We start from the raw sequence: 21,478 nt of genomic DNA, 5'->3' as shown, positions 1-21,478 counted from the left end.
CCCATGTTGAGGATTAAATCGAATATGTTTTAATTATTTTAAGTAAAAATCCTATATTTGACATTTACGATACATATCAATATGACAGAGAAGAAAATACATCAAGGCAGAAATATAAAACGTTTCCGTGAAATGCTGGGCATAAAACAAGAAGCCCTCGCCTATGAATTGGGAGAAGATTGGAATCAGAAGAAAATTTCTCTTTTGGAACAAAAAGAATTGATAGAAAATGATATTTTAGGCCAGGTTGCTAAAATTCTTAAAGTACCTGTTGAAGCTATTGAAAATTTTGACGAAGATTCAGCAATTAATATCATAGCAAATACTTTCCACGACAGTGCTGTTGCGAATACTTTTACAGATGGTGCACAGGCAAATTTCAATTGTACATTCAATCCTTTAGATAAAATGGTGGAGCTTTACGAGCGCATGTTATTGCAGCAAAAGGAAATGATCGATAAATTGGAAAAATTGATTCAGGGAAAATAAAAAAAAGATTACTACGACACTATTCGTTTAATTTCTTTATAATTAACTCTTTTGGCACTAAATCACTGCCGCCTCGTTTTCTAAATTGAATGACATTATCTTCTACTACTAAAACTGCGCTTGAACTTGATCCGTCTTTATTTGTCAGTTTTATTTGAGCCGTGTCGCCCAATGGATAAACATATCCCGTAATATCTAAAACTCCCGAATTTAATTCTTTAGAATCGCTTGTAACTTCTGCAGTTCCAGAAATCATATAATTTGACTGCGCCATTGTAATGGTAAAAACATATTGTTTTTTACAGTCTTTGCATTTTTCTGATCCCCATGTGCCGGTAAATTTGTTGGTTTGTGAATACGATTGAAAATTGATCAGAATCAGAAATAAAATAATTTTTTTCATGGATTTAAATATGCTGAATTATGATTCAAATATAAATCAAAAAAAAGCATCACATAAATTTGTGATGCTTCATATTTCCCGTATTTGAAAATTTAATTTAATTTTTTCAAATAAACCGATTTTCCGTTAAGCGAAACTTCAATCTGATTTGTCTTTTCAGTAAATGTTGTTCTCAATACATTTCCGTTAAAAAGCGAAACGTCACCGTAAACTTTTCCGGTTTCATCAGAAACATATTCAAATAATAATTTTTTATTATCTGGTTCAATTCCAAGCTTATAGCTTGAAAATTTTGTTCCTTTTAAATCAAATTGCTGCTGTGAATCAATAATTTTTCCATCAGCGTAAAAATTTGTAACCATTTTGCTCAAAGTAATATCCGGATAATATTGATTTACTTTTGTTAGTAATGCATATTGCTCCACATTTGCATCTTCTTGTTTTGATGAAATAGTTTGAGCAAAAGAAATTGTTGTAAAAATAAATGCTAATAGTAAAGTGAATTTTTTCATAAATTTTAGTTTTAAGTTATTGTTTCAAAACATTTTTGAAACGTTATATAATATCACTTTTTGAATTAAAGTAATTATTATTTACAACAAGGTACTTAATATTTATCTTTGCACGAAATTAAAAGCAATATTTTAAGAAAATGACAACAAAAAAATACATTCAACTTATCCTTATTTTAGGTTCTTTAACTGCACTTGGCCCTTTTTCAATTGATATGTATTTACCCGGATTCTCTGGTATTGCCAAAGATTTAAATACTTCTGTAGCAAAAGTTTCTATGAGCTTATCCAGTTATTTTATTGGAATTTCTGCCGGACAGTTACTTTATGGGCCTTTATTAGACCGTTTTGGGCGTAAAAAACCCTTATTTATTGGTTTGATGGTTTATATTTTAGCTTCTTTAGGATGTTCTTATGTAACTGATATTGATGTGTTTATTGTCTTACGTTTCGTTCAGGCTATTGGCAGCTGTGCTGCAACTGTTGCTTCTGTAGCAATGGTTCGTGATTTATTTCCTGTAAAAGATATTCCAAAAGTATTTTCATTGTTAATGCTTGTTTTAGGGCTTTCGCCGATGCTGGCACCTACAATTGGCGGTTATGTTACCGAAGATTATGGCTGGCATACTGTATTTTCTATACTTATGTTTATGGGAATTGCTATTTTGATTGCTGCTCAAATTGGTTTACCAAATAGTTATAAACCAGATACTTATATATCTTTAAAGCCTAAACCTATTATTTCGAACTTTTTAAAAGTCCTTAAAGAACCGCAATTCTATACGTATGCCTTTACCGGAGCAATCGCTTTTTCGGGATTATTTACTTATGTTGCGGCCTCGCCTATCATTTTTATGGATATTTACCATGTGGACGCTAAAACATATGGATGGATTTTTGCCTTTATGTCGGTTAGTTTTATTGGTTCAAGTCAATTGAATTCGGTTTTATTAAGAAGATTTTCTAGCGAACAGATGATCTTTGGCGCATTAATTTTACAATCCGTTGTAAGTATTATTTTCCTTGTGCTTTCTTTAAACAATCTGTTAGGATTGTATGAAATCATAGCAATTCTGTTTGTATTTTTAGGTTGTTTGGGAATTTCAAATCCAAATACTGCCGGACTTACAATGGCTCCATTTGCAAAAAATGCCGGTAGTGCTTCTGCTTTAATGGGTGCAATTCAATTAGGATTAGGATCTTTAGCATCATTTGCTGTTGGAATCTTTGTTAAGGATTCTGTAGCGCCAATGGTTCTTATTATGACTGTTACTACAATTATCGCTTTTATAGTTTTAAATATCGGAAAGAAATTTATCAAAAATAAAGTAGAAATATCTGCTGATGACGATAATATGATGGCGCACTAGAAGTTTTAAATTTCAACATAAAAAAAATCAGAATCTAAAAGATTCTGATTTTTTTTATTCCAGCATTTATTTTTAATTTCTTTTATCAGGTCGAATAATCATTCTAAGAGATTGATCTCTTGCAAAATAAGCTACCATCCAGTTCCAGAATGTATTTAATCTATTTCTGTAGGTAATCAGTGAGATTAAGTGAATAAACAACCAGATTACCCAGGCAAAAAATCCTTTAAAGTGCCATTTTGGGCTTGGTAAATCTACTACGGCTTTTGCTTTTCCTATAATTGCCATAGAACCTTTGTCATTATAAGTAAAAGGTTTTAATGGTTTGTTTTTTACTATTGCTTTGAAGTTTTTGGCCAGATTTAATCCTTGTTGAATAGCAACTTGTGCTACTTGCGGATGCCCGTCAGGGAAATTTCTATCGCCGGCTAAAATTGCAGTATCACCAATAGCGTACACATTTTCCAGTCCGTTTACTTTATTGTATTGATCTGTTGCCATTCTTCGGCCGCGACCGTAACTTTCTTGCGGAATACCTTCAAATATTTTAGCAGAAACTCCGGCTGCCCAGATTAAATTTTTAGTTTTTATGGTTTCGCCGTTTTCTAAAAATACAGTATCATCTACATAATCTGTAACACGGCTGTTTAGTTTCACTACAACGCCTAATTTGGTTAAGGCTTCTAATGTATCTTTTTGAGATGCTTTACTCATTGGTGCCAGCAAAGCATCGCCGCCGTCAACTAAATAAACATTGCTGGCAGATGTATCCAATTCCGGATATTCTTTCAACAGGATATTTTTTCTCATTTCAGCAAACATTCCTGAAACTTCAACACCAGTTGGCCCGCCTCCAGCGACTACGATCGTTAATAATTTACGACGTTTACGCATGTCTTTACAAATAGCAGCTTTCTCAAGATTTTTAAGTAATGTATTTCGCATTTCGATGGCATCATTTAAGGTTTTCATCGGAATAGCGTTTTTCATTACGTTTTCCATACCAAAATAGCTGGTTTCTGCACCTGTAGCAAAAACCAAATGATCATATGATAATTCGCCGTTATTTAAAATTATTTTGTTTTCGGCAGGAACCACAGAAAGTAATTCGCCCAAGCGAAACTGCAGGTTTTTTTTGCCTGCAAAAAATTTTCTAAAAGGATAACTAATGCTTGACGGCTCTAAAAAAGCTGTTGCAACCTGATATATAAGCGGCGGAAAAAAGTTATAATTGTTTTTGTCTACAAGGGTTACTTGTATGTCTGGATGGTCTACGAGTTCTTTTGCGAGATTTATTCCCGCAAAACCACCTCCTATTATGACTATGTTCATATATGTTGTTTATTAAGTAGGATTATAAAATAATTCCTTATAAATATACAACTTTAATAAACAATGACAAATGTCATTCTTGTTACTTTTTGAATTTTTTAACAGGCTTTTCAGTAATCTCAATCTTGTTTTGTAAGACGTAATTGGCTAACAATTTTTCAATCAGTTCTTCTTTTGTAAGATGATGAAAAACGGTTTTTACTTTTGTTTTTAAATCTGTCGAAATATCGTGATTAGGTTTTGTTTTAAAGATTTGTTTTGCCCATAAAAGTGTATTATTTTCTTCAATGCTCAATGCCGAAGGTTTTTGGAATTTAGAAAATTTAAGTCCCAGTTCTTTTTCAAAATCAGCGATTTCTGCAACTTCTTCTTCTTGCAAAACAGTTAGAGAAAGTCCTTTTGCTCCTGCTCTGGCTGTTCTTCCGCTTCGGTGAACATACGTTTCATAAGCATCGGGCAAGTGGTAATTTACTACATAAGAGATTTCTTTAACGTCGATTCCTCTTGCTGCCAAGTCGGTGGCTACTAATATATTAATATGTCCTTCGCGAAATTGTTCCATAATTCTGTCACGAATTCCCTGCGATAAACTTCCGTGGATTGCTCCGGAAGAAAAACGATTTATAGCCAGATTTTTTGCCAGTTTATTAACGGCAGCTTTTGTTTTACAGAAAATAATGCCTCGTTCTCCTTCTCTTGAATTCAGGAAATGCATTAAAACATCTAATTTTTCAATTGGATCCACTACAATATATTCATGATCAATTCCTTGGTTACCAACAGTTTCCATGTTAGCGCTTACCTGAACTACATTTTTATTTAAGTAGTTTTGAATCAATTGTTTAATTGTTCCTGGTAAAGTCGCTGAGAATAATAAGCTGCGGTGTTTTTTAGGAATTTCGGCTAAAATTTCGTCAAGGCTTTCTTTTAAAATTGAAACCATCTCATCGGCTTCATCTAAAATCAAATACTGAGTTTGTTTTAAATCAACCGCTTTCCTTTGGATTAAATCGATTAAACGTCCCGGAGTTGCCACAATAATATGTGTTGGCGCTGTAAGACGCTCAATTTGAGGCTTAATTGGAATTCCCCCGCAAGTTGCTGCAATTGAAATGTTGGGAATATATTTTGAAAAATCTTCTAAATTTCTAAAAATCTGATTACCTAGTTCTCTTGTTGGAACTAAAATTACCGCCTGAACCACAGGCGATTCTGTGTCAATTAATTGTAATAACGGAAGCCCAAAAGCAGCTGTTTTTCCGGTTCCGGTTTTGGCCAAACCAACAACATCGTGGGTTTCAGACAGTAAAAGCGGAATTGTTTTTTGTTGAATTTCAGTGGGTTCAACAATGTTTAATTCGCCTAAAGCTTTTAAAATTGGCGCTGAAAGTCCTAATGTTGAGAATTGTTTAGACATAATTTTTAGTTTTTTTGTTTCAGGTTTCATGTTTCAAGTTGCACAGAAGCCTGATAAGTTTGACAAAAGGAGAAATCACATTAAATCGCAATTTCTCCTTTCTAAATTTTATTATGTTTAGATTCCAACAACTTGAAACATGAAACCTGAAACTTGAAACAATTCTAAAATCAATCCGGTTCGTTCATGATTTTTTCACGATATTTTTTCCCTACTAATAAGGTTAATCTTTGCTTGTAATCATCAAGAAGCCATTCGCGGTAGTTTTTACTGCATTGGCTAAGACATTTTGCATAACGTTTAATTCTGCATTCAATGTCATCCTCCAGTTCTTTAGATAAACTTTTAGCTTCCTGAAGTGTTTCAGTATTATCAACACACATTGCGGCATGCTGCTCAAGTGATTTATCTAAAACAATTTTTGAACGTAAATTTTGTTTTATAGCCAGTTTGTGTTCTTCATCAACATCAAAACTAACATCGGCAGTTTTACTAAATTTTGCTCTTAATTCTGGTGGCATGCTGTATTTAAAGAACATTTCGATTTCAGTATCATCTCTTAGATTTTCAAGATAGAATTCCGGAGATTTAAAAATATGCTGCCAGTTTACCGGTTCGCTCCATAACCCAAAACGTGCGGCGTTATTTCCTAAATCGATTACTGTAAATTCGTCTTTACCAGGTAATTTACGAGATCCGCGGCCAATCATCTGGAAATATAAGGTCAATGATTTTGTTGCTCTGTTTAAGATAATAGTCTCAACAGTTGGCTCATCAAAACCAGTTGTTAAAATTCCGACAGAAGTCAAAATAGCATCCGGAGTTTTCTTAAACCATGCCAGGATATCTTTACGTTCTTCAGAACTGCTTGTGTTATCAAGGTGTCGAATATCGTAACCCGCTTCTCTAAAAGTATCGTATACATATAATGATGTATGAATACCGTTATTGAAAATTAGTGTTTTCTTTCCTAAAGAACGCTCTGTATACGCATGAAGTAATTTTTCCTGCATTAAGGAATTGGTATACAAATCATCAGAAGATTTTACGGTATAATCACCGTTAATACCCACTTTTAATGAAGTCAAACCAACATCATAACTATAAGTTGTTGCTCTGGCCAAAAATCCTTTGTCGATCAGTGAACCAATTGTATCTCCAACGATCAGTTCGTCGTAGCTTTGGTGCATTGGTAATTTTATGTTTGAACTCAAAGGTGTTGCTGTAACTCCTAAAATGAAAGCATTTTTGAATGAGTTTAATAATTTTCTGAATGAATTGTAATGTGCCTCATCAATAATCACCAAACCAATATTATCAAGATGTAATTTCTCATCGTTGATACGGTTTTTCAAAGTTTCGACCATTGCTACAAAGCATGAATACTCATTTTGGTCCGGTAATTCTTTTACCTTACTATTGATTATTTTATTGCTTACGCCAAAGCCTTTCAGCATTTTTGAAGTTTGTTTGCAAAGCTCGATTCGGTGAGTTAAAACAACCACTTTTTTGTCATTATTAGATAAATAACGACGTACAATTTCTGAGAATATTACTGTTTTACCGCCTCCAGTTGGCAATTGATACAATAAATGATGTTTTTGAGGAGCATTATCTAAGCGGTCAAAAATGGCATCAATATCGCCTTTTTGGTATGCATAAAGTTCTTTTTTCTCTTCTCTTTCTATTTCTAAAGTGTTTTGAGACATTGTTTATTTTTGGATTTTTGCAAAAATACACCTAAAAAACAGTTATTCATCTTATTTTAACCTAAAATAAATGTTTTTTTTAAATAAGATTTTTTATAGGAAGTGCTTTTATAAGTCGATTTTTTCTAAAATTGCTTCAAAATCATACCTGTTTTTCCATTTTTGCTGCAAAGTCTCTTGATAAATTGCCTCAATTCTTGATTTAAATTCAGGTAAAATTCCATTAGAAATAGCAAAATTTACTGCCTGCTCAAATGAATTGAAGATACTTTTGTAAAACAATTCCTGTTTAATAAGATTATTTGACGAATACGTTTGCGCAATTTCTATGTTGTAAAACATTAAATCGGCAATTACAAAAGAATCAACTCCTAAAGAAATAAAATGTTTTATGATTTTTTGAGCAACAGAACGTCGCATTTTAGCCCTTGGCCGCCACTTTGCGTTTGGCTTTTTTACAGGAAAATATTCATGCGAAATTTTTACTTTAGATTCCTGCAGAAGTTTGTCTTCTTTCGGGTTAAAAACAAAGTCGTAATACACTTTTACAGGACTAAACTTTTCGTAAAGTTCAATAAGTTGTTCTTCGAGTTGTTCTTTGGTTAATTCGGCTAAATATTTTTTTAAATCGCGTTTGCTCATTATCAAAGTTTAAGAATACAAAAGTAAATTACTTTCCTGACACATAACTCAAAAACCAATCCTAATACTTAATTTTGCCCATATAATTTCAAAAAATATCTACATGCTTAAGATTTTCAAAGTTACCGCTATTTTAGAAGGAGTCTCTTATCTGGTTTTATTTGCTAACATGCTTATTATTAAAACTAACAATCCTGAACTTTATCATACTTTATTAAGACCATTAGGAATGACACATGGTGTTTTATTTATTGGTTATATTATTTTGGCTTTTTTATTGAAAAAATCTCAAAATTGGGATTTAAAAACCTTTGCTATCATTCTAATTGCTTCTCTTATTCCGTTTGGAACATTTTATGTTGAGAAAAAATATTTAGAAAATAAAGCAAATGCTTAAGCTTTTGGATAAAATATTTAATTTTTTATATCCGCTTTTCAGAGATTGGGGAATGAGCCGCAATTTTGCGTCTTATATAAGTCTGGTCTTTAATATTGCTATTATGCTGCTTCTGGCGTTAGCAATATATTATATCGCAAAATTTGTTTTGGTAACATTAACTGCCGTTTTTGCGCAGCGAACCAAAACCAAATTTGACGATTATTTAATACACAACAAAACCACAAAATACACAGCGTATTTAATTCCGTTTTTCTTTATTTACAAAGCCGTTCCTATTATTCTGGATAAATACGAATATTGGGAACTGCTTTTTGGAAAAATTGTCGGTATTTATATCGTTCTGATCAGCTTATGGATCATCAGGACGATTTTTAATGCTTTACGTGATTATTTAAAACAAAAACCGGAATACAGCGACAAACCTATCGACAGCTTCGTTCAGGTTATTATGATCGTACTTTGGATTTTTGGGGTTGCCATGATTATATCGACTTTATTCGGAATCAAAAAAGGTGAATTGTTAACCATTTTAGGAACACTTTCGGCTATTATTATCTTGATTTTCAGAGATACAATTTTGGGATTTGTTTCCAGTGTTCAGGTTGCCATAAACGATATGGTTCGCATTGGTGACTGGATTACGATGGATAAATTTGGTGCTGATGGAGATGTAATTGAAATCAATCTCACAACAGTAAAAGTCCGCAATTTTGATAATACGATTACCACGATTCCAACGTATGCCTTGAGTTCAGATTCTTTCCAAAACTGGCGAGGCATGCAGAAATCTGAAGGAAGACGTATTAAAAGACATGTTTTAATAAAAAGCAGCAGCATTCGTTTCCTTAATAATGATGATTTAAATCACATGAAAGGAATTCAGCTTATTACTTCGTATATCGAAACCAGACAAGCCGAAATTGAAAAGTACAATGATCTTCGCGGAATTGATAAATCACTTTTGCTTAATGGTCGTAATATGACCAATTTAGGTATGTTTAGAAAATATATCATGCAGTATTTATTAGATCATCCGGGATTAAATAAAAACATGCATATTATGTGCCGCCAGCTGCAATCTACGGCGCATGGAGTGCCGTTGGAAATTTATGTTTTTTCGAGTGATAAACGCTGGGCAAACTACGAATACATAATGTCGGATATTTTCGATCATGTTATGGCGTCAGTTATTTATTTCGATCTTGAAATATTCGAACTGCCATCTCAGATTGGACGATTGGACAGGTGAGTTTTTTTGTTTCAAGTTTCAGGTTTCATGTTCTCAGCTTTGTCTAAAGTATTGTCATTTCGACTGAAAGGAGAAATCGCACACGTATATCGTCAAAGATTGGCGGCATTCTGTATAGAATCTCTTGTACGATTTCTCACTCCTCGAAATGAAAACCTGAAACTTGAAAAAAAAAACTATCTCCCCGTCTCTTCAAAAACAAACTTAGGATCATTGTAATTTAAAGTTCCCTGAATAAAACACGGAAGATTCATATAAGTTCCTACTACACCATTTCCTAAAATCAATTTGCTGTCTTTTTTAAGCAAAGCTAAAGGGATTCTTTTCCAGCTGCCGCCGTTAGAGATATAATGAAAATCTCCTGTCAAAGTATTTCCCTTTATGTCTCCCCTTACATCTCCCGAATCCTTCCCTACTCCGTAATACGAAATTTCGTAACGTCCGTAAAAACGTTTATCGCTGATTTTTATCGCTAAAACAGCAGTGTCTTTATTGTTTACAGCCTGATAGGAAACTTCTTTATAGTTATCTTTCTTTTCCTTTGAATTACAAGAAATAAGAACAGTGACAATCAAGAGAAAAAAAGAGAAAGATGTTATTTTCATAAGTGTATTTTTTAGACTGCCTAATTAATAAGTTTATAGTATGTGCTTCGCTAAATTAATTTATTTTCTACATACAAGCAATTTCAGTCTTTTAAGAGAATAAAACTTAAAATTTCTGATATTACTTTTATTGTTTAATTTTTTGTATTAGATTTTTTTCTAAATTTAAATAAAAAACATGGCAGATAGAGATATTTTTTTAAGAGAATTCAGAGGCGAAACTTTAGGGACCGTAAGTGCTCAATCTTCTACAGATGAAATCTTTCAAAATCAAACCATTAGACCTATATTGAAACTTCAAAATGATTTGTTTGTAGCGGTTTTTATTAATTATGTCAATAAAAACAAAGCCGATTTTTATTCCTATTCTGTCGAAAAAAAACTCCAGACAATAGAAAACTCCATTCAAAAAGATATTAAGTTCAGAAATTCCCTAAAAGGAATAGTAATGGCACTTTTTACAATTGAAGAATATGAAACCTACATTCAGAACTCCTCAAGTTTAAATAAACGAATGATGAATTTGTTGATTGAGAGATTGAAAAGTCAGGTGCAGTTGTTTGAGGTTGAATCAGATTCTAAATAGTTATTCTATGCTATTAACGGATGAACACATTGTTTATGAAAACAATTGTCGCAAAATGTTTGTTGAAGAAATAATTGAAGGAATTATTTATGGAGAAATAGATTACTGCAATTTAGATGATGAAAATATTGTGCTTTCTCCAGAACCACTTTATAACACAAAATATTCAGATATAGATTCTCTTGATCATTCTATTTATTTTAAAACTACAAACAAAACGATTTATGTTTTTTGGGACAATACCTTTTTTAGTTATGGACTATTGTCAAAAGAAATTGATTTAGAAGAAAAACCTAATGATTACGAGCAAAAATGGGATGTTTCTAATGAGGAAAAGTGGATTAACTTAATTGGTCAGAAAATTATTGATTTTAAAATCAATTGGGAAAAAGTATCTTCTTCAAATTTAGATGATACAAATACGAAGTATTATATTTATCCACAGACTTTTTTACTTAGGACAGAAAATGAGAAAACAATAATTTTGAGTGCTTCTAAATTTAAAGATTCAGAACAGAATGAAGTTTATGGTATGAGTGATAACTTGCTTGTGACTACAAATTTTACTTTAGCAAAAGAACTTAAACTGATATAAATGTTCGAACAATTCCGAAATAAATTCCCTTTAACTGATGAAAAATGGAACGAATATACCAGTTATTTCAACCGTATTGAAGTTCCGGTCAAAACAGTTTTGATTGAAGAAGGCGAAGTTTCTAAAAAGCTTTTTATAATAGAAAAAGGCTGTATCAGGGTTTGGTTTAATAATAACGGAAAAGATTTAACTTCACAGTTCTTTTTCGAAAATCAGAGCGTTGCTTCTATCGAAAGTTTCATTAAAAAATTCCCGAGTCCGGTTGTGGTAGAAACAATCGAACCTTCTGTTTTATGGTGGGTTTCTAAAAATGATGTTGACACAATTTTGGAAGAAATAAAAGAAATCCCTGAACTTCGGGATCGGTTAATTAATATGCTTTTTCAAAGAACATTTGATTATATGAAACACTTTTTTTCTTTCATAAAAGACTCCCCTACTCAACGTTATCTCAGTTTAATTGAAGAAAAACCTCAAATTGTGCAGCGCGTTCCGCAGCATTACATTGCATCTTATCTTGGTGTGAGTACGGTTCATTTAAGCCGAATCAAAAGTAAATTGGTTCACAAAAAATAATTAAAATTTCACCATATAAGTTATATAAGAAAATTTAAGTTTTAGCTTTCAATTTAAATGAACTTATATAACTTATATGGTTAAAAAAAAAAACTTGATAATTGTTTCTTATTTCATTTGATAACAAATGTTATTGCCTGTCCATAAACGGCTGTATAATTTTGCTTCATAAAATTTAATATTTATAAAAATTATGAAAGCAGCAGTAGTTTATAAAATGGGCGAATTGCCAAAATATGCAGAATTCCAAGAGCCAGTCGCAGCAAATGAAAATGAGGTTTTAATTTCGGTTAAAGCCGTGGCGATTACCAATCTGGATAAAGGAATTGCAAGTGGTGAACATTATTCTTCGGAAAATGAAAATCAAAACGGATTTATAATTGGGAGTGACGCCATTGGTTTGCTCGAAAATGGAACCACAGTTTATGCACGAGGAATTTCCGGAACAATAGCCGAAAAAGCTTTAGTAGAGAAAAACAGAATGGTTGCATTACCATACGGAATTGATGTTGCAACGGCTGCAGCAATGCCAAATGCGGTTGCAGGTTCGGCAATGGCGCTTCGATTTAGAGCCGGAATAAAACCTGGAGAAACGGTTTTAATTAATGGCGCAACAGGTTTTACAGGCCAAATGGCCATTCAGATTGCGAAATATTATGGAGCGAAGAAAATAATTGTTACAGGAAGAAACGAGAAAACACTTCAAAGTCTTTTAGAATTAGGAGCTGACGAAATTGTTTCTCTAAAACAAAATGACGAATCGTTTATTTCTCAGTTAAAAGAAATCCATCAAAATACACCAATTGATATTGTTTTGGATTATTTATGGGGACATTCGGCAGAGCTTATTCTTTCGGTTTTAAAAGGAAACGGAAATTTTACTCCTAAAACGAGATATGTTTCTGTTGGTTCAATGTCGGGAGATGTAATTCAATTATCATCTCAAATTTTACGAAGTGTTGATTTGCAATTATCTGGATCTGGTTTAGGGAGTTGGACAAAAGATGAAGTGAAACTTTTATTTTCAGAAATACTTCCTGAAATGTTTCTTCTGGCTTCTCAAAACAAATTAAAAGTAAATATTGAAAAGGTGAATTTAGTCGATATCGAGAAAATGTGGAACGCAGAAGTTTCTGATGGAAAAAGATTGGTTATTTTAATCTAAAAAGTTTTTTAAACACATAGAAACATAGATTTTATTTCTTGAATAAAGAATATAAAAAGAAACTAGTTTTCAAACATAGCTATGTTTGTTTAAACTAAGTGAAACGCCTTTAATCGGTTTGAAAAAACTATGTTTCTATGTATTTAAATTTTTTAATACGCTAACAATTCCTTCAAAACTTCCTCAAATCTATTCTTAGCTAAAAACTGATCTTCTAGTGCTTTTGTAAACGGAATTGGTGAATCTAAACTCGCTACTCTTTTTACCGGAGCATCTAAATATTGGAAACATTCTTCCATAATTAAAGCCGAAATATCACTTGCAATTCCTCCAAACAAAGTGTCTTCCTGATAAATTATTGCTTTTCCTGTCTTTTTAACTGAAGCAAAAATAGTTTCGGTATCAAGTGGCTGCAATGTTCTTAAGTCAATTAAGTCAGCTTCTATTTCAGGATGTTTAGCCAAAGTTTCTAAAGCCCAGTGAACCGGAGCCCCAAAAGCAATAATCGTTACCGCATTTCCTTCTTTTATTAAAGATGCTTTTCCAAATGGAAGTGTGTAATAATCTGTTGGAACGTCTTGATAAACGCTTCTGTATAATTGTTTGTGTTCAAAAAATAAAACCGGATTCGGATCATTAATCGCAGTATTTAATAATCCTTTTGCATCATACGGAAAAGCAGGATAAACCACTTTTAAACCGGGTGTTTTAGTAAACCAGGCTTCATTTGTCTGTGAGTGAAACGGCCCGGCCTGAGTTCCGCCGCCACAAGGCATACGAACTACAACATCGGCTTTTTCACCCCAGCGATAATGGGATTTTGCCAGTAAATTTACAATTGGATTAAAACCTGTAGAAACAAAATCAGCAAACTGCATTTCTACAATTGCTTTATAATTATTAATCGATAATCCCATTGCAGTCGAAACAACAGCACTCTCGCAGATTGGCGTATTTCGAACACGTTCTTTTCCAAAATATTCAACAAATCCGTCTGTTATTTTAAAAGCGCCTCCGTATTCTGCAATGTCCTGACCCATAATAACGAGGTTTTTATGACGCTGCATTGATTCGCTTAAACCGTTTCTGATAGCATCAATAAATCGAATATTAGCGTTACCTGATTCTGGGTTAACTTCTTCAAATTGATACGGTTTGTAAACATCATCTAATTCTCCGCTATAAGTAGCTTCGATTTCAGGTTCGGCATTTGCCATCGCCCAGTTTTCGTCAATTTCCTTTTTAATTTCAGAGCGAAACTGATCATCGAGTTCTTCAGTAAGAATTCCAATTTCAGTTAAATATTTTTTATAATTAGTAACAGGGTCTCTAAGCTCCCACTGATCCATTAATTCCTGCGGAACATATTTAGTACCGCTCGCTTCTTCGTGGCCGCGCATTCTAAAAGTTTTAAATTCTAATAAAACCGGATGGGGATTTTCGATCATATCCTCTTTTAACTTCGATAATTTATTGTAAACTTCTACAATATTATTTCCGTCAATAATCCAGCTTTCAATACCGTAACCAATTCCTTTATCGGCGAGGTTTTCGCATAAATATTGCTCATTTGTTGGTGTAGAAAGTCCGTAACCGTTATTTTCAATAATAAACATAACCGGAAGTTTCCAAACCGCCGCAATATTTAATGCTTCATGAAAATCACCTTCGCTTGTAGCACCTTCACCAGTAAAAACGGCTGTAATTTTTTTATTGTCCTTAAGTTTATTCGCTAGGGCAATTCCGTCAGCAATCCCAAGCTGCGGACCCAAATGCGAAATCATTCCAATAATATTGTATTCCTGAGTTCCAAAGTGAAAACTTCTGTCACGGCCTTTTGTAAAACCGTTAGCTTTTCCCTGCCATTGCGAAAAAAGTCTGTGCAGCGGAATATCTCTTGTTGTAAAAACACCCAGATTTCGGTGCATTGGCAATACATATTCAGAATCGTCTAAAACAGAGGTAACTCCCACAGCAATAGCTTCCTGCCCTATTCCGGAAAACCATTTTGAAACTTTGCCTTGTCGAATCAAAATCAACATTTTTTCTTCTATTAAGCGCGGTTTCAGAAGTTTTTTATATAAATCTAGTAATTTTTCATCAGTAAGTTTTTCTCTGTAAAAGATCATTGGTCTGGTAAGTTTAGTTTTTATCAAAGATAAAAAAATCAAACAATTTCGATTGTTTTGGTTTGATTTTTTCAATTTTATTAAAAGATTTAAAATTCAAATCTAAAATATTATTTACCTTTGTTTTGGAAAGGTTTATACCTTTTTTCTTAAATAAAAATGTAAAGTATGCAAAACATTCCTAGTGTAGACTTACGTGATTTCCTTTCGGACGACCCGAAACGTAAACAAAAATTTGTAAATGAAATCGGCAGTGCATTTGAAAACATTGGCTTCGTTGCCTTAAAAGGTCATTTTTTAGATGACAAATTGGTAGACGAACTTTATGGTGAAATTAGAAAATTTTTCGCCTTGCCAGTAGAAACTAAGCATAATTATGAAATTCCCGGAATTGGCGGCCAGAGAGGTTATGTTTCTTTTGGAAAAGAACATGCTAAAGGACGTAAAGAAGGAGATTTGAAGGAATTCTGGCATTTTGGTCAGTATGTTGACAAAGATTCTAAATGGGCTTCAGAATACCCAGATAACGTTGAAGTAAAAGAACTTCCTCGTTTTAATGAAGTAGGAAAAGAAGCGTATCAAATGCTTGAAAAAACAGGAATTTATGTTTTAAGAGCTTTGGCTTTACATCTTGGTTTAGATGAATTTTATTTTGACAACTTTGGAAAAGAAGGAAATTCTATTTTAAGACCAATTCATTATCCGCCAATTACTTCTGAGCCAGAAAATGCGATTCGTGCAGCAGCTCACGGCGACATTAATTTAATTACTTTATTAATGGGAGCCCAAGGTAAAGGACTTCAGGTTCAAAACCACAACGGTGATTGGATTGATGCTATTGCAGCAGATGACGAATTAGTAATTAATGTGGGAGATATGTTATCAAGACATACAAACAACAAGTTGAAATCAACGATTCACCAGGTGGTAAATCCGCCAAGAGAATTATGGGGAACTTCTCGTTATTCTGTTCCGTTTTTTATGCATCCTGTAAGCGATATGCGTTTAGACTGCCTTGAAAACTGTATTGATGAAGAAAATCCTAAGAAATTCGAAGATATCACAGCGGGCGAGTTTTTACACGAACGTTTAGTGGAATTAGGTTTAATTAAAAAATAAAAATTAAACAAATTCCAATCCTGATACTGTCAGGATAAAAAATTCCAAATTCCAAACTCTGTTATGGGGTTTGGAATTTAATTTTTAAATACCTTTATGGTTGGAAATTTATTTTACAGAATAAAAAAATATGGACTTTAAAGATCAATTAAAAAACTTATTTCCTGATCACGTAGAATCAAACGAACCGGAAGAAATTCAAGAACAGGACCATGTTCTTTATATTCAGAAAGAACCTATGATTTGTAAATTCGAAAAGCGAAAAGGAAAAGCCACTACCATAATCGAAGGTTATGAGGGAAGCGATGAAGATTTTAAATTACTAGCCAAAGAAATTAAAACAAAACTAAGCGTTGGCGGTACTTTTAAAGATGATTCTATCATTATACAAGGCGACTACCGAGATAAAATTATGGCTATTTTAAAAGAAAAAGGATTTAAAACCAAAAGAGTTGGAGGGTAAAATAGTTTCAGGTTATACGAACTTGAAATAAATGAGAGACACTGCTGTGCCTCTGCAGAAAAAAAATGACCCTTTACCTCTTTAAATCTTTGTACCTCAAAAAGAAAAAAAATGATAAAACAATCAGAATTAATACTTAATCCGGATGGAAGTGTTTACCACTTAAACCTTCGTCCAGAACATATTGCCAACGATATAATTTTTGTTGGAGACCAGAACAGAGTTGAAAAAATTACTCAGTTTTTTGATTCAATCGAATATTCGACACAAAAGAGAGAATTTAAAACCCAAACCGGAATTTATAAAGGAAAAAGAATCTCTGTAATGTCTACCGGAATTGGTCCTGATAATATTGATATTGTTGTAAACGAATTAGATGCGTTGGTAAATATTGATTTAAAAACACGTCAACCAAAAGAAAAACTAACTTCTTTAAATATTATCAGAATTGGAACTTCAGGATCGCTGCAGGAAGATATTCCTGTTGACAGCTTTGTTATGTCAAAATTCGGACTGGGATTAGACAATATGCTTCGCTCCTATTTAATTGATGAAGTTTCGAATACAGCTCTCGAAGATGCTTTTATTTATCACACCAACTGGGATATTAGAAAAGGAAGACCTTACGTGATTCCATGTTCTGAAAAACTGGAGAAAATTATCGAATCAGACAAAATTTTTAAAGGAATAACGGCAACAGCCGGAGGTTTTTATGGTCCTCAGGGACGCGTTTTGCGTTTAAATATCCAGGATGAAGAGCTGAATAGTAAAATGGATAATTTTAATTTTAATGATAACCGAATTACCAATTTAGAGATGGAAACAGCAGCAATTTATGGCCTTTCTTCGCTTTTAGGTCATAATGCCTTATCTTTAAATGCTATTATTGCCAATCGTGCTTCCGGAACTTTTAGCGAAGATCCTTATAAAGCAGTAGATGAATTGATTACCTATACATTAAATAAATTGGCGGGGAATTAATTAGAAAATTTGATAATTTTTTTAAATCTAAAATTTATGTTTTTAAGAGTTGCCAGACATACCAATAATTTAAATAAAATTGAGGATTTTTACGTCAATATATTAGGTTTTGAACTCTTGGGAGGTTTTGAAAAACATAACAATTATAACGGAATTTTTATTGGAAAATCAGGTCTCGACTGGCATTTTGAATTTACACAGTCTCATGTAAATGCGAATCATACCTTTGATGAAGATGACATAACAGTGCTTTATCCCAAAACGATTTCAGATTATAACGAATTAATTAAGAAAATTACACACCACAATATTGCAGTGATAACCGCAGTAAATCCTTTTTGGAACGAAAACGGAACCATGATTCAGGATCCGGACGGTTATCGCATAATTATATCACCATTAAAAGCTGTAATAAGCGAAATAGAATAATGCAGGAAACACATAAAAAAATATTATTTAAATATTATAGTGATTATTTAGAAGAAACGGTTTCAGAAACGATGTGGGCTGAAATTGTAGATTTAGAAAAAGGACTTTTTAAATTAGATAATATTCCATTTTTTGGACCACTGATCGCCACAGATGATTTATTTTACGCCGAATTTGATGAAGAAGAAAAACGTTTGGTTTACAGAGAAACGATAGAAAATTCAGGAAATTCAATCGTTCAGGTAATCATTTTAGAAAAAGGTTTTGATAAAGAAATTATTAGAGAAAAACTAAAAGCAATTAATTGTTTATCAGAAGGATTAAATGATAATTTTATATCAGTAGAAGTTGTTCGAGATGTTGATTATTCGATTTTAAGAAGCGTTTTACGCGAGTATGAATCAAATGATACAATTCAATACGCAGAACCTTGTCTTTCAGACAAACACAGGGCCGATTTATTAAAAAATTAAAGCAAAAACTTAAGCATACGCATACCAGACTTAACTTAAACTCAAACTATAATGAAAACTGTAAAAATTGCAGGTGTTCCTGAGCACTTCAATCTGCCATGGCATTTATGCATTGAAAATGGCGAATTTGAAGCAGAAAATATCGATTTACAATGGAAAAACGTTCCTGAAGGCACCGGTAAAATGTGTGAGATGCTGCGCGAAGGCGAAGCTGATATGGCCGTGATTTTAACTGAAGGAATTGTAAAAGATATAACAGCAGGAAATCCCAGTAAAATTGTTCAGATTTATGTACAATCGCCTTTAATTTGGGGAATACACGTTGCTGCAAAATCTAATTTTGAAACTATAAAAGATTTAGAGAATAAAAAAGCAGCTATTTCCAGAATTGGTTCAGGATCACAATTGATGGCGTATGTAAATGCAGATGAACAAGGCTGGAAAAGTGATGATTTACAATTTGAAATTATAAATACGATTGACGGTGCTGTTGAAGCTTTAACCAACGGAACTGCAGATTATTTTATGTGGGAGCGCTTTATGACCAAACCATTAGTAGACCAGGGAATTTTTAGACGTGTGGGCGACTGCCCTACTCCATGGCCTTCATTTGTGATAACGGTTCGTGATGAGTTCTTAAAAAAGAATCCAAAAGTGGTTGAAAAAGTATTGGAAATTATCAATAAAACCACGCATGATTTTGCTCAGATTCCTGACATAGACAAAACTTTGGCCGAATTATTTAATCAAAAAACAGAAGATATTCAGGAATGGCTGAAATTAACGCAATGGTCTCAAAAAAATTTAACCGAAAAAGCATTTATCAAAATTCAAAATCAATTATTTGATCTGGGAATTATTGATAAAAAAAGTACTTTTGTTGAAACGGTAAAAGCGCTGTAAATACTGCTTTTGATTCTTATGATAAATTTTCCTAAAATTGACCTTCCGCAGTTAAAATCCAAATTACAGGTGAAATCGCCTTGGGATAGGATTATTATTTCTGTGTTGAGTCTTTTTATTACAATTCCGATATTTATCATTCTGCATCAAAATCTTATCGATTTAGAATGGGCTTTCAATCTCGATCGTGTTTTTATATTCATTTTTGTTTTTGCCGCGATTTTCTTTTTGCTGATGTATCTGCGAACCATAATTATTTTATGCGTTGCAGTTTATCTATTGATTTTATTCTACGGATCGGTCATTGGAAATTATGGTTTCAGCGAGATTTCTGAAGATTATAATTCGATGATTTATACCATGTCAGACAATCCGTATCCGCAGGATATTATTGTAGCCAAACTGCTTCCGTTTCCAAATCGATCAAAAATTATCAGCGCCATAGAATATCAAAACCCAAAAGTGCGAAATTTTGCCATTATGGCTACTACAAAGCATTTTAAAGGAATTAAAGGCTACTCAGACTACCGAACTATTATTCAGTGTTTTGCTGTTTTTAAAGAAATTAACGGACGCTGGAATTATGTAAACGACCCAAAAGACGGCGATTATATTGCCACTGCCAGCGAATCATTAGAATATTTCTCTGGAGACTGCGATGATCATTCAATTTTAATGGCTGCGGCGATTCGTTCTATCGGAGGCACGCCAAGGCTCATTCATACTAAAGGCCATATTTACCCAGAAATATTAATTGGTTCAATGATTGATCTTGAAAAAATCAATTATCTAATTAAAAATGTTCTTTTTCAAAAAGAAAGTTATGGTAAAAAACTGCATTATCATATAGATGAACGCGGACAAGTCTGGATGAATCTGGATTATACTGCAAAATATCCCGGCGGTCCGTTTATGTATGAAGAAATTCTGGGAGCTTTAACCCTGAATTAATTCTTTTTAACAAACTTTCAAAGTAATTATCTTTTCTGAATAAGCCTTTTTTGACTTATGTCAATTTTGAATTAGTACCTCCAACGCATCTTTGCGCTTGTATTAATTTAAAATTTAAAAAAATGAAAAAGAGACACTTTAAGTATGTTAACACTTTATTTGTTGTAATTCCAATGACACTTATAATGGCCTTTGTGGGTTTAATTCGCAATTACGGATTTGGTGAAGATTGGTTTTTAAAATTTCTAAAAGCCTGGACAATTATGCTTCCGGTTGCTTATATAGCAGCCTTTTTGATAATTCCAAATGCCAGAAAACTTTCAGAAAAAGTAACTAATAACCAATAAATATATAGTTTTTAAATGTTTTAAAAGAAAATCAATGTATAAACAAATAGAAAATTATATCCGAAAAGAGATTATTGTAAACGATTCCGAAATGGAAACGATATTATCTTTTTTTAAACCTTTAAAGCCAAAAAGAAATGAAATTTTGGTAACACACGGACAAACCAGCCAGCGAATGTTTTTCGTTGGCAAAGGTTGTCTGCGTATCTTTTTTATTAATGAAGAAGGACTGGATTCTACACGTTATCTGGCTTTTGAAGATAATTTTGCCACGGCTTTAGTCAGTTTTATTACTAATGAACCTTCTTTTGAATTTATTCAGGCACTTGAAGAAACAGAGTTATTGTGTATTACTCAAAAAGATTTTTATCATTTGATAGATTTAGTTCCCGCTTGGGAAAAATTCTACAGACATTATCTGGAAGTTGCTTATATAACCAACACAAAGCGATTAATGTCGTTTATAACCATGGACGCTAAAGAACGTTATAAGTTACTGCTAAACCAAAATCCAAAATTAGTGCAGCGTTTACCGAACAAAATGGTAGCCTCTTACTTAAATATTTCTCAAGAAACTCTAAGTCGGTTAAAATCAAAAATCTGATTTTGACTTAAGTCAATAATTACTCTTTT

General features: G+C 32.8%; 25 protein-coding genes. 17 read left to right on the top strand and 8 right to left on the bottom strand.

The genetic code is table 11. The annotated features are described in order from the left end of the window. Nucleotides 1-81: 81 nt before the first annotated feature. A complete protein-coding gene (locus L1276_RS00620) occupies nt 82-489 on the top strand; it encodes a helix-turn-helix transcriptional regulator (protein ID WP_253786289.1) in 408 nt (135 codons plus the stop codon). A 19-nt stretch (nt 490-508) separates the two neighbouring features. Here the strand turns inward: L1276_RS00620 and L1276_RS00615 are convergent, their stop codons facing one another. Both L1276_RS00615 and L1276_RS00610 read right to left on the bottom strand, forming a co-directional pair. After that, nucleotides 509-892 carry a hypothetical protein gene (locus L1276_RS00615; RefSeq protein ID WP_253784420.1) on the bottom strand — a complete coding sequence of 128 codons (384 nt, stop codon included), beginning with the start codon at nt 890-892 and terminating at the stop codon, nt 509-511. Nucleotides 893-984: 92 nt separating this feature from the next. Next, nucleotides 985-1,404, bottom strand: coding sequence for a hypothetical protein (locus L1276_RS00610; protein ID WP_253784419.1), 420 nt, complete (start codon nt 1,402-1,404; stop codon nt 985-987). Nucleotides 1,405-1,544: 140 nt separating this feature from the next. Between L1276_RS00610 and L1276_RS00605 the strand changes: the two genes are divergently transcribed. Continuing rightward, nucleotides 1,545-2,774 (top strand): multidrug effflux MFS transporter, encoded by a 1,230-nt coding sequence (locus tag L1276_RS00605; RefSeq protein ID WP_253784418.1) that lies wholly within the window; start codon nt 1,545-1,547, stop codon nt 2,772-2,774. Nucleotides 2,775-2,846: 72 nt separating this feature from the next. Here the strand turns inward: L1276_RS00605 and L1276_RS00600 are convergent, their stop codons facing one another. The 4 genes from L1276_RS00600 to L1276_RS00585 form a co-directional block, all read right to left on the bottom strand. Next, the gene (locus L1276_RS00600) at nt 2,847-4,106 is read right to left on the bottom strand and encodes an NAD(P)/FAD-dependent oxidoreductase (protein WP_253784416.1); all 1,260 of its coding nucleotides are present in this window, start codon (nt 4,104-4,106) and stop codon (nt 2,847-2,849) included. Between the two features lie 82 nt (nt 4,107-4,188). Next, nucleotides 4,189-5,523 (bottom strand): DEAD/DEAH box helicase, encoded by a 1,335-nt coding sequence (locus L1276_RS00595; RefSeq protein ID WP_253784414.1) that lies wholly within the window; start codon nt 5,521-5,523, stop codon nt 4,189-4,191. Nucleotides 5,524-5,693: 170 nt separating this feature from the next. Further along, nucleotides 5,694-7,232, bottom strand: a complete 1,539-nt coding sequence (locus L1276_RS00590; protein WP_253784411.1) for a DEAD/DEAH box helicase — start codon at nt 7,230-7,232, stop codon at nt 5,694-5,696. A gap of 108 nt (nt 7,233-7,340) precedes the next feature. Beyond that, entirely contained in the window at nt 7,341-7,874 is a 534-nt protein-coding gene (locus L1276_RS00585; RefSeq protein ID WP_253784408.1) for a DUF6155 family protein, read from the bottom strand. A gap of 103 nt (nt 7,875-7,977) precedes the next feature. On the opposite strand from L1276_RS00585, the gene L1276_RS00580 reads away from it, so the two are divergent. Then, nucleotides 7,978-8,271: a DUF3817 domain-containing protein gene (locus tag L1276_RS00580; RefSeq protein ID WP_253784406.1), complete on the top strand. Its 294-nt coding sequence runs from the start codon at nt 7,978-7,980 to the stop codon at nt 8,269-8,271. Then, on the top strand, nt 8,264-9,523 hold the full coding sequence (locus L1276_RS00575) for a mechanosensitive ion channel family protein (RefSeq protein WP_253784404.1): 1,260 nt from the start codon (nt 8,264-8,266) through the stop codon (nt 9,521-9,523). The genes L1276_RS00580 and L1276_RS00575 overlap by 8 nt, the downstream gene beginning before the upstream one ends. A gap of 176 nt (nt 9,524-9,699) precedes the next feature. On the opposite strand, the gene L1276_RS00570 is transcribed toward L1276_RS00575, so the two are convergent. Beyond that, nucleotides 9,700-10,128, bottom strand: coding sequence for a hypothetical protein (locus tag L1276_RS00570; protein ID WP_253784402.1), 429 nt, complete (start codon nt 10,126-10,128; stop codon nt 9,700-9,702). Nucleotides 10,129-10,306: 178 nt separating this feature from the next. Here L1276_RS00570 and L1276_RS00565 point away from each other — a divergent pair, with 178 nt between their 5' ends. The 4 genes from L1276_RS00565 to L1276_RS00550 all read left to right on the top strand — a co-directional run bounded on the left by L1276_RS00565 (nt 10,307) and on the right by L1276_RS00550 (nt 13,050). Next, on the top strand, nt 10,307-10,714 hold the full coding sequence (locus tag L1276_RS00565; protein WP_253784400.1) for a glyoxalase: 408 nt from the start codon (nt 10,307-10,309) through the stop codon (nt 10,712-10,714). A 7-nt stretch (nt 10,715-10,721) separates the two neighbouring features. After that, nucleotides 10,722-11,309, top strand: coding sequence for a hypothetical protein (locus L1276_RS00560; RefSeq protein ID WP_253784398.1), 588 nt, complete (start codon nt 10,722-10,724; stop codon nt 11,307-11,309). Then, a complete protein-coding gene (locus tag L1276_RS00555) occupies nt 11,310-11,885 on the top strand; it encodes a Crp/Fnr family transcriptional regulator (protein ID WP_253784396.1) in 576 nt (191 codons plus the stop codon). A 193-nt stretch (nt 11,886-12,078) separates the two neighbouring features. Continuing rightward, nucleotides 12,079-13,050 (top strand): zinc-binding alcohol dehydrogenase family protein, encoded by a 972-nt coding sequence (locus tag L1276_RS00550; RefSeq protein WP_253784393.1) that lies wholly within the window; start codon nt 12,079-12,081, stop codon nt 13,048-13,050. Between the two features lie 152 nt (nt 13,051-13,202). Here the strand turns inward: L1276_RS00550 and L1276_RS00545 are convergent, their stop codons facing one another. Then, complete coding sequence (locus L1276_RS00545) at nt 13,203-15,179, bottom strand: thiamine pyrophosphate-dependent enzyme (RefSeq protein ID WP_253784391.1); 1,977 nt, start codon at nt 15,177-15,179, stop codon at nt 13,203-13,205. Nucleotides 15,180-15,347: 168 nt separating this feature from the next. Between L1276_RS00545 and L1276_RS00540 the strand changes: the two genes are divergently transcribed. From L1276_RS00540 to L1276_RS00500, 9 genes are all read left to right on the top strand, one after another. Next, on the top strand, nt 15,348-16,298 hold the full coding sequence (locus L1276_RS00540) for an isopenicillin N synthase family oxygenase (RefSeq protein WP_253784389.1): 951 nt from the start codon (nt 15,348-15,350) through the stop codon (nt 16,296-16,298). A 130-nt stretch (nt 16,299-16,428) separates the two neighbouring features. After that, nucleotides 16,429-16,761 carry a translation initiation factor gene (locus L1276_RS00535; RefSeq protein ID WP_253784387.1) on the top strand — a complete coding sequence of 111 codons (333 nt, stop codon included), beginning with the start codon at nt 16,429-16,431 and terminating at the stop codon, nt 16,759-16,761. A 111-nt stretch (nt 16,762-16,872) separates the two neighbouring features. Then, the gene (locus L1276_RS00530; RefSeq protein ID WP_253784385.1) at nt 16,873-17,742 is read left to right on the top strand and encodes a nucleoside phosphorylase; all 870 of its coding nucleotides are present in this window, start codon (nt 16,873-16,875) and stop codon (nt 17,740-17,742) included. Between the two features lie 36 nt (nt 17,743-17,778). Continuing rightward, nucleotides 17,779-18,171, top strand: a complete 393-nt coding sequence (locus L1276_RS00525; protein WP_253784382.1) for a VOC family protein — start codon at nt 17,779-17,781, stop codon at nt 18,169-18,171. Next, a complete protein-coding gene (locus L1276_RS00520) occupies nt 18,171-18,644 on the top strand; it encodes a DUF4265 domain-containing protein (protein WP_253784380.1) in 474 nt (157 codons plus the stop codon). The genes L1276_RS00525 and L1276_RS00520 overlap by 1 nt, the downstream gene beginning before the upstream one ends. Nucleotides 18,645-18,695: 51 nt before the next feature. After that, entirely contained in the window at nt 18,696-19,547 is an 852-nt protein-coding gene (locus tag L1276_RS00515) for a substrate-binding domain-containing protein (protein ID WP_253784379.1), read from the top strand. Between the two features lie 18 nt (nt 19,548-19,565). Next, nucleotides 19,566-20,498 (top strand): transglutaminase family protein, encoded by a 933-nt coding sequence (locus tag L1276_RS00510; protein WP_253784378.1) that lies wholly within the window; start codon nt 19,566-19,568, stop codon nt 20,496-20,498. 122 nt (nt 20,499-20,620) lie between these two features. Beyond that, nucleotides 20,621-20,845 carry a DUF2798 domain-containing protein gene (locus L1276_RS00505; RefSeq protein ID WP_253784377.1) on the top strand — a complete coding sequence of 75 codons (225 nt, stop codon included), beginning with the start codon at nt 20,621-20,623 and terminating at the stop codon, nt 20,843-20,845. Nucleotides 20,846-20,879: 34 nt separating this feature from the next. After that, entirely contained in the window at nt 20,880-21,449 is a 570-nt protein-coding gene (locus L1276_RS00500) for a Crp/Fnr family transcriptional regulator (RefSeq protein WP_253784376.1), read from the top strand. Nucleotides 21,450-21,478: the final 29 nt, after the last annotated feature.

Origin of the sequence: Flavobacterium sp. HSC-32F16, assembly GCF_024171645.1 — a bacterium.
In the GTDB taxonomy this organism is placed as follows: domain Bacteria; phylum Bacteroidota; class Bacteroidia; order Flavobacteriales; family Flavobacteriaceae; genus Flavobacterium.
The sequence above is the reverse complement of the archived record's forward strand: the minus strand, read 5'-3'. Positions and strand labels throughout refer to the sequence as shown.

Coding starts and splice junctions, on each gene's coding strand:
- L1276_RS00500 (WP_253784376.1), top strand. CDS start 20,880: ATGTATAAACAAATAGAAAATTATATCCGAAAAGAGATTATTGTAAAC.
- L1276_RS00550 (WP_253784393.1), top strand. CDS start 12,079: ATGAAAGCAGCAGTAGTTTATAAAATGGGCGAATTGCCAAAATATGCA.
- L1276_RS00585 (WP_253784408.1), bottom strand. CDS start 7,874: ATGAGCAAACGCGATTTAAAAAAATATTTAGCCGAATTAACCAAAGAA.
- L1276_RS00555 (WP_253784396.1), top strand. CDS start 11,310: ATGTTCGAACAATTCCGAAATAAATTCCCTTTAACTGATGAAAAATGG.
- L1276_RS00575 (WP_253784404.1), top strand. CDS start 8,264: ATGCTTAAGCTTTTGGATAAAATATTTAATTTTTTATATCCGCTTTTC.
- L1276_RS00535 (WP_253784387.1), top strand. CDS start 16,429: ATGGACTTTAAAGATCAATTAAAAAACTTATTTCCTGATCACGTAGAA.
- L1276_RS00615 (WP_253784420.1), bottom strand. CDS start 892: ATGAAAAAAATTATTTTATTTCTGATTCTGATCAATTTTCAATCGTAT.
- L1276_RS00520 (WP_253784380.1), top strand. CDS start 18,171: ATGCAGGAAACACATAAAAAAATATTATTTAAATATTATAGTGATTAT.
- L1276_RS00510 (WP_253784378.1), top strand. CDS start 19,566: ATGATAAATTTTCCTAAAATTGACCTTCCGCAGTTAAAATCCAAATTA.
- L1276_RS00620 (WP_253786289.1), top strand. CDS start 82: ATGACAGAGAAGAAAATACATCAAGGCAGAAATATAAAACGTTTCCGT.
- L1276_RS00605 (WP_253784418.1), top strand. CDS start 1,545: ATGACAACAAAAAAATACATTCAACTTATCCTTATTTTAGGTTCTTTA.
- L1276_RS00505 (WP_253784377.1), top strand. CDS start 20,621: ATGAAAAAGAGACACTTTAAGTATGTTAACACTTTATTTGTTGTAATT.
- L1276_RS00600 (WP_253784416.1), bottom strand. CDS start 4,106: ATGAACATAGTCATAATAGGAGGTGGTTTTGCGGGAATAAATCTCGCA.
- L1276_RS00590 (WP_253784411.1), bottom strand. CDS start 7,232: ATGTCTCAAAACACTTTAGAAATAGAAAGAGAAGAGAAAAAAGAACTT.
- L1276_RS00610 (WP_253784419.1), bottom strand. CDS start 1,404: ATGAAAAAATTCACTTTACTATTAGCATTTATTTTTACAACAATTTCT.
- L1276_RS00530 (WP_253784385.1), top strand. CDS start 16,873: ATGATAAAACAATCAGAATTAATACTTAATCCGGATGGAAGTGTTTAC.
- L1276_RS00570 (WP_253784402.1), bottom strand. CDS start 10,128: ATGAAAATAACATCTTTCTCTTTTTTTCTCTTGATTGTCACTGTTCTT.
- L1276_RS00545 (WP_253784391.1), bottom strand. CDS start 15,179: ATGATCTTTTACAGAGAAAAACTTACTGATGAAAAATTACTAGATTTA.
- L1276_RS00525 (WP_253784382.1), top strand. CDS start 17,779: ATGTTTTTAAGAGTTGCCAGACATACCAATAATTTAAATAAAATTGAG.
- L1276_RS00565 (WP_253784400.1), top strand. CDS start 10,307: ATGGCAGATAGAGATATTTTTTTAAGAGAATTCAGAGGCGAAACTTTA.
- L1276_RS00540 (WP_253784389.1), top strand. CDS start 15,348: ATGCAAAACATTCCTAGTGTAGACTTACGTGATTTCCTTTCGGACGAC.
- L1276_RS00560 (WP_253784398.1), top strand. CDS start 10,722: ATGCTATTAACGGATGAACACATTGTTTATGAAAACAATTGTCGCAAA.
- L1276_RS00595 (WP_253784414.1), bottom strand. CDS start 5,523: ATGTCTAAACAATTCTCAACATTAGGACTTTCAGCGCCAATTTTAAAA.
- L1276_RS00515 (WP_253784379.1), top strand. CDS start 18,696: ATGAAAACTGTAAAAATTGCAGGTGTTCCTGAGCACTTCAATCTGCCA.
- L1276_RS00580 (WP_253784406.1), top strand. CDS start 7,978: ATGCTTAAGATTTTCAAAGTTACCGCTATTTTAGAAGGAGTCTCTTAT.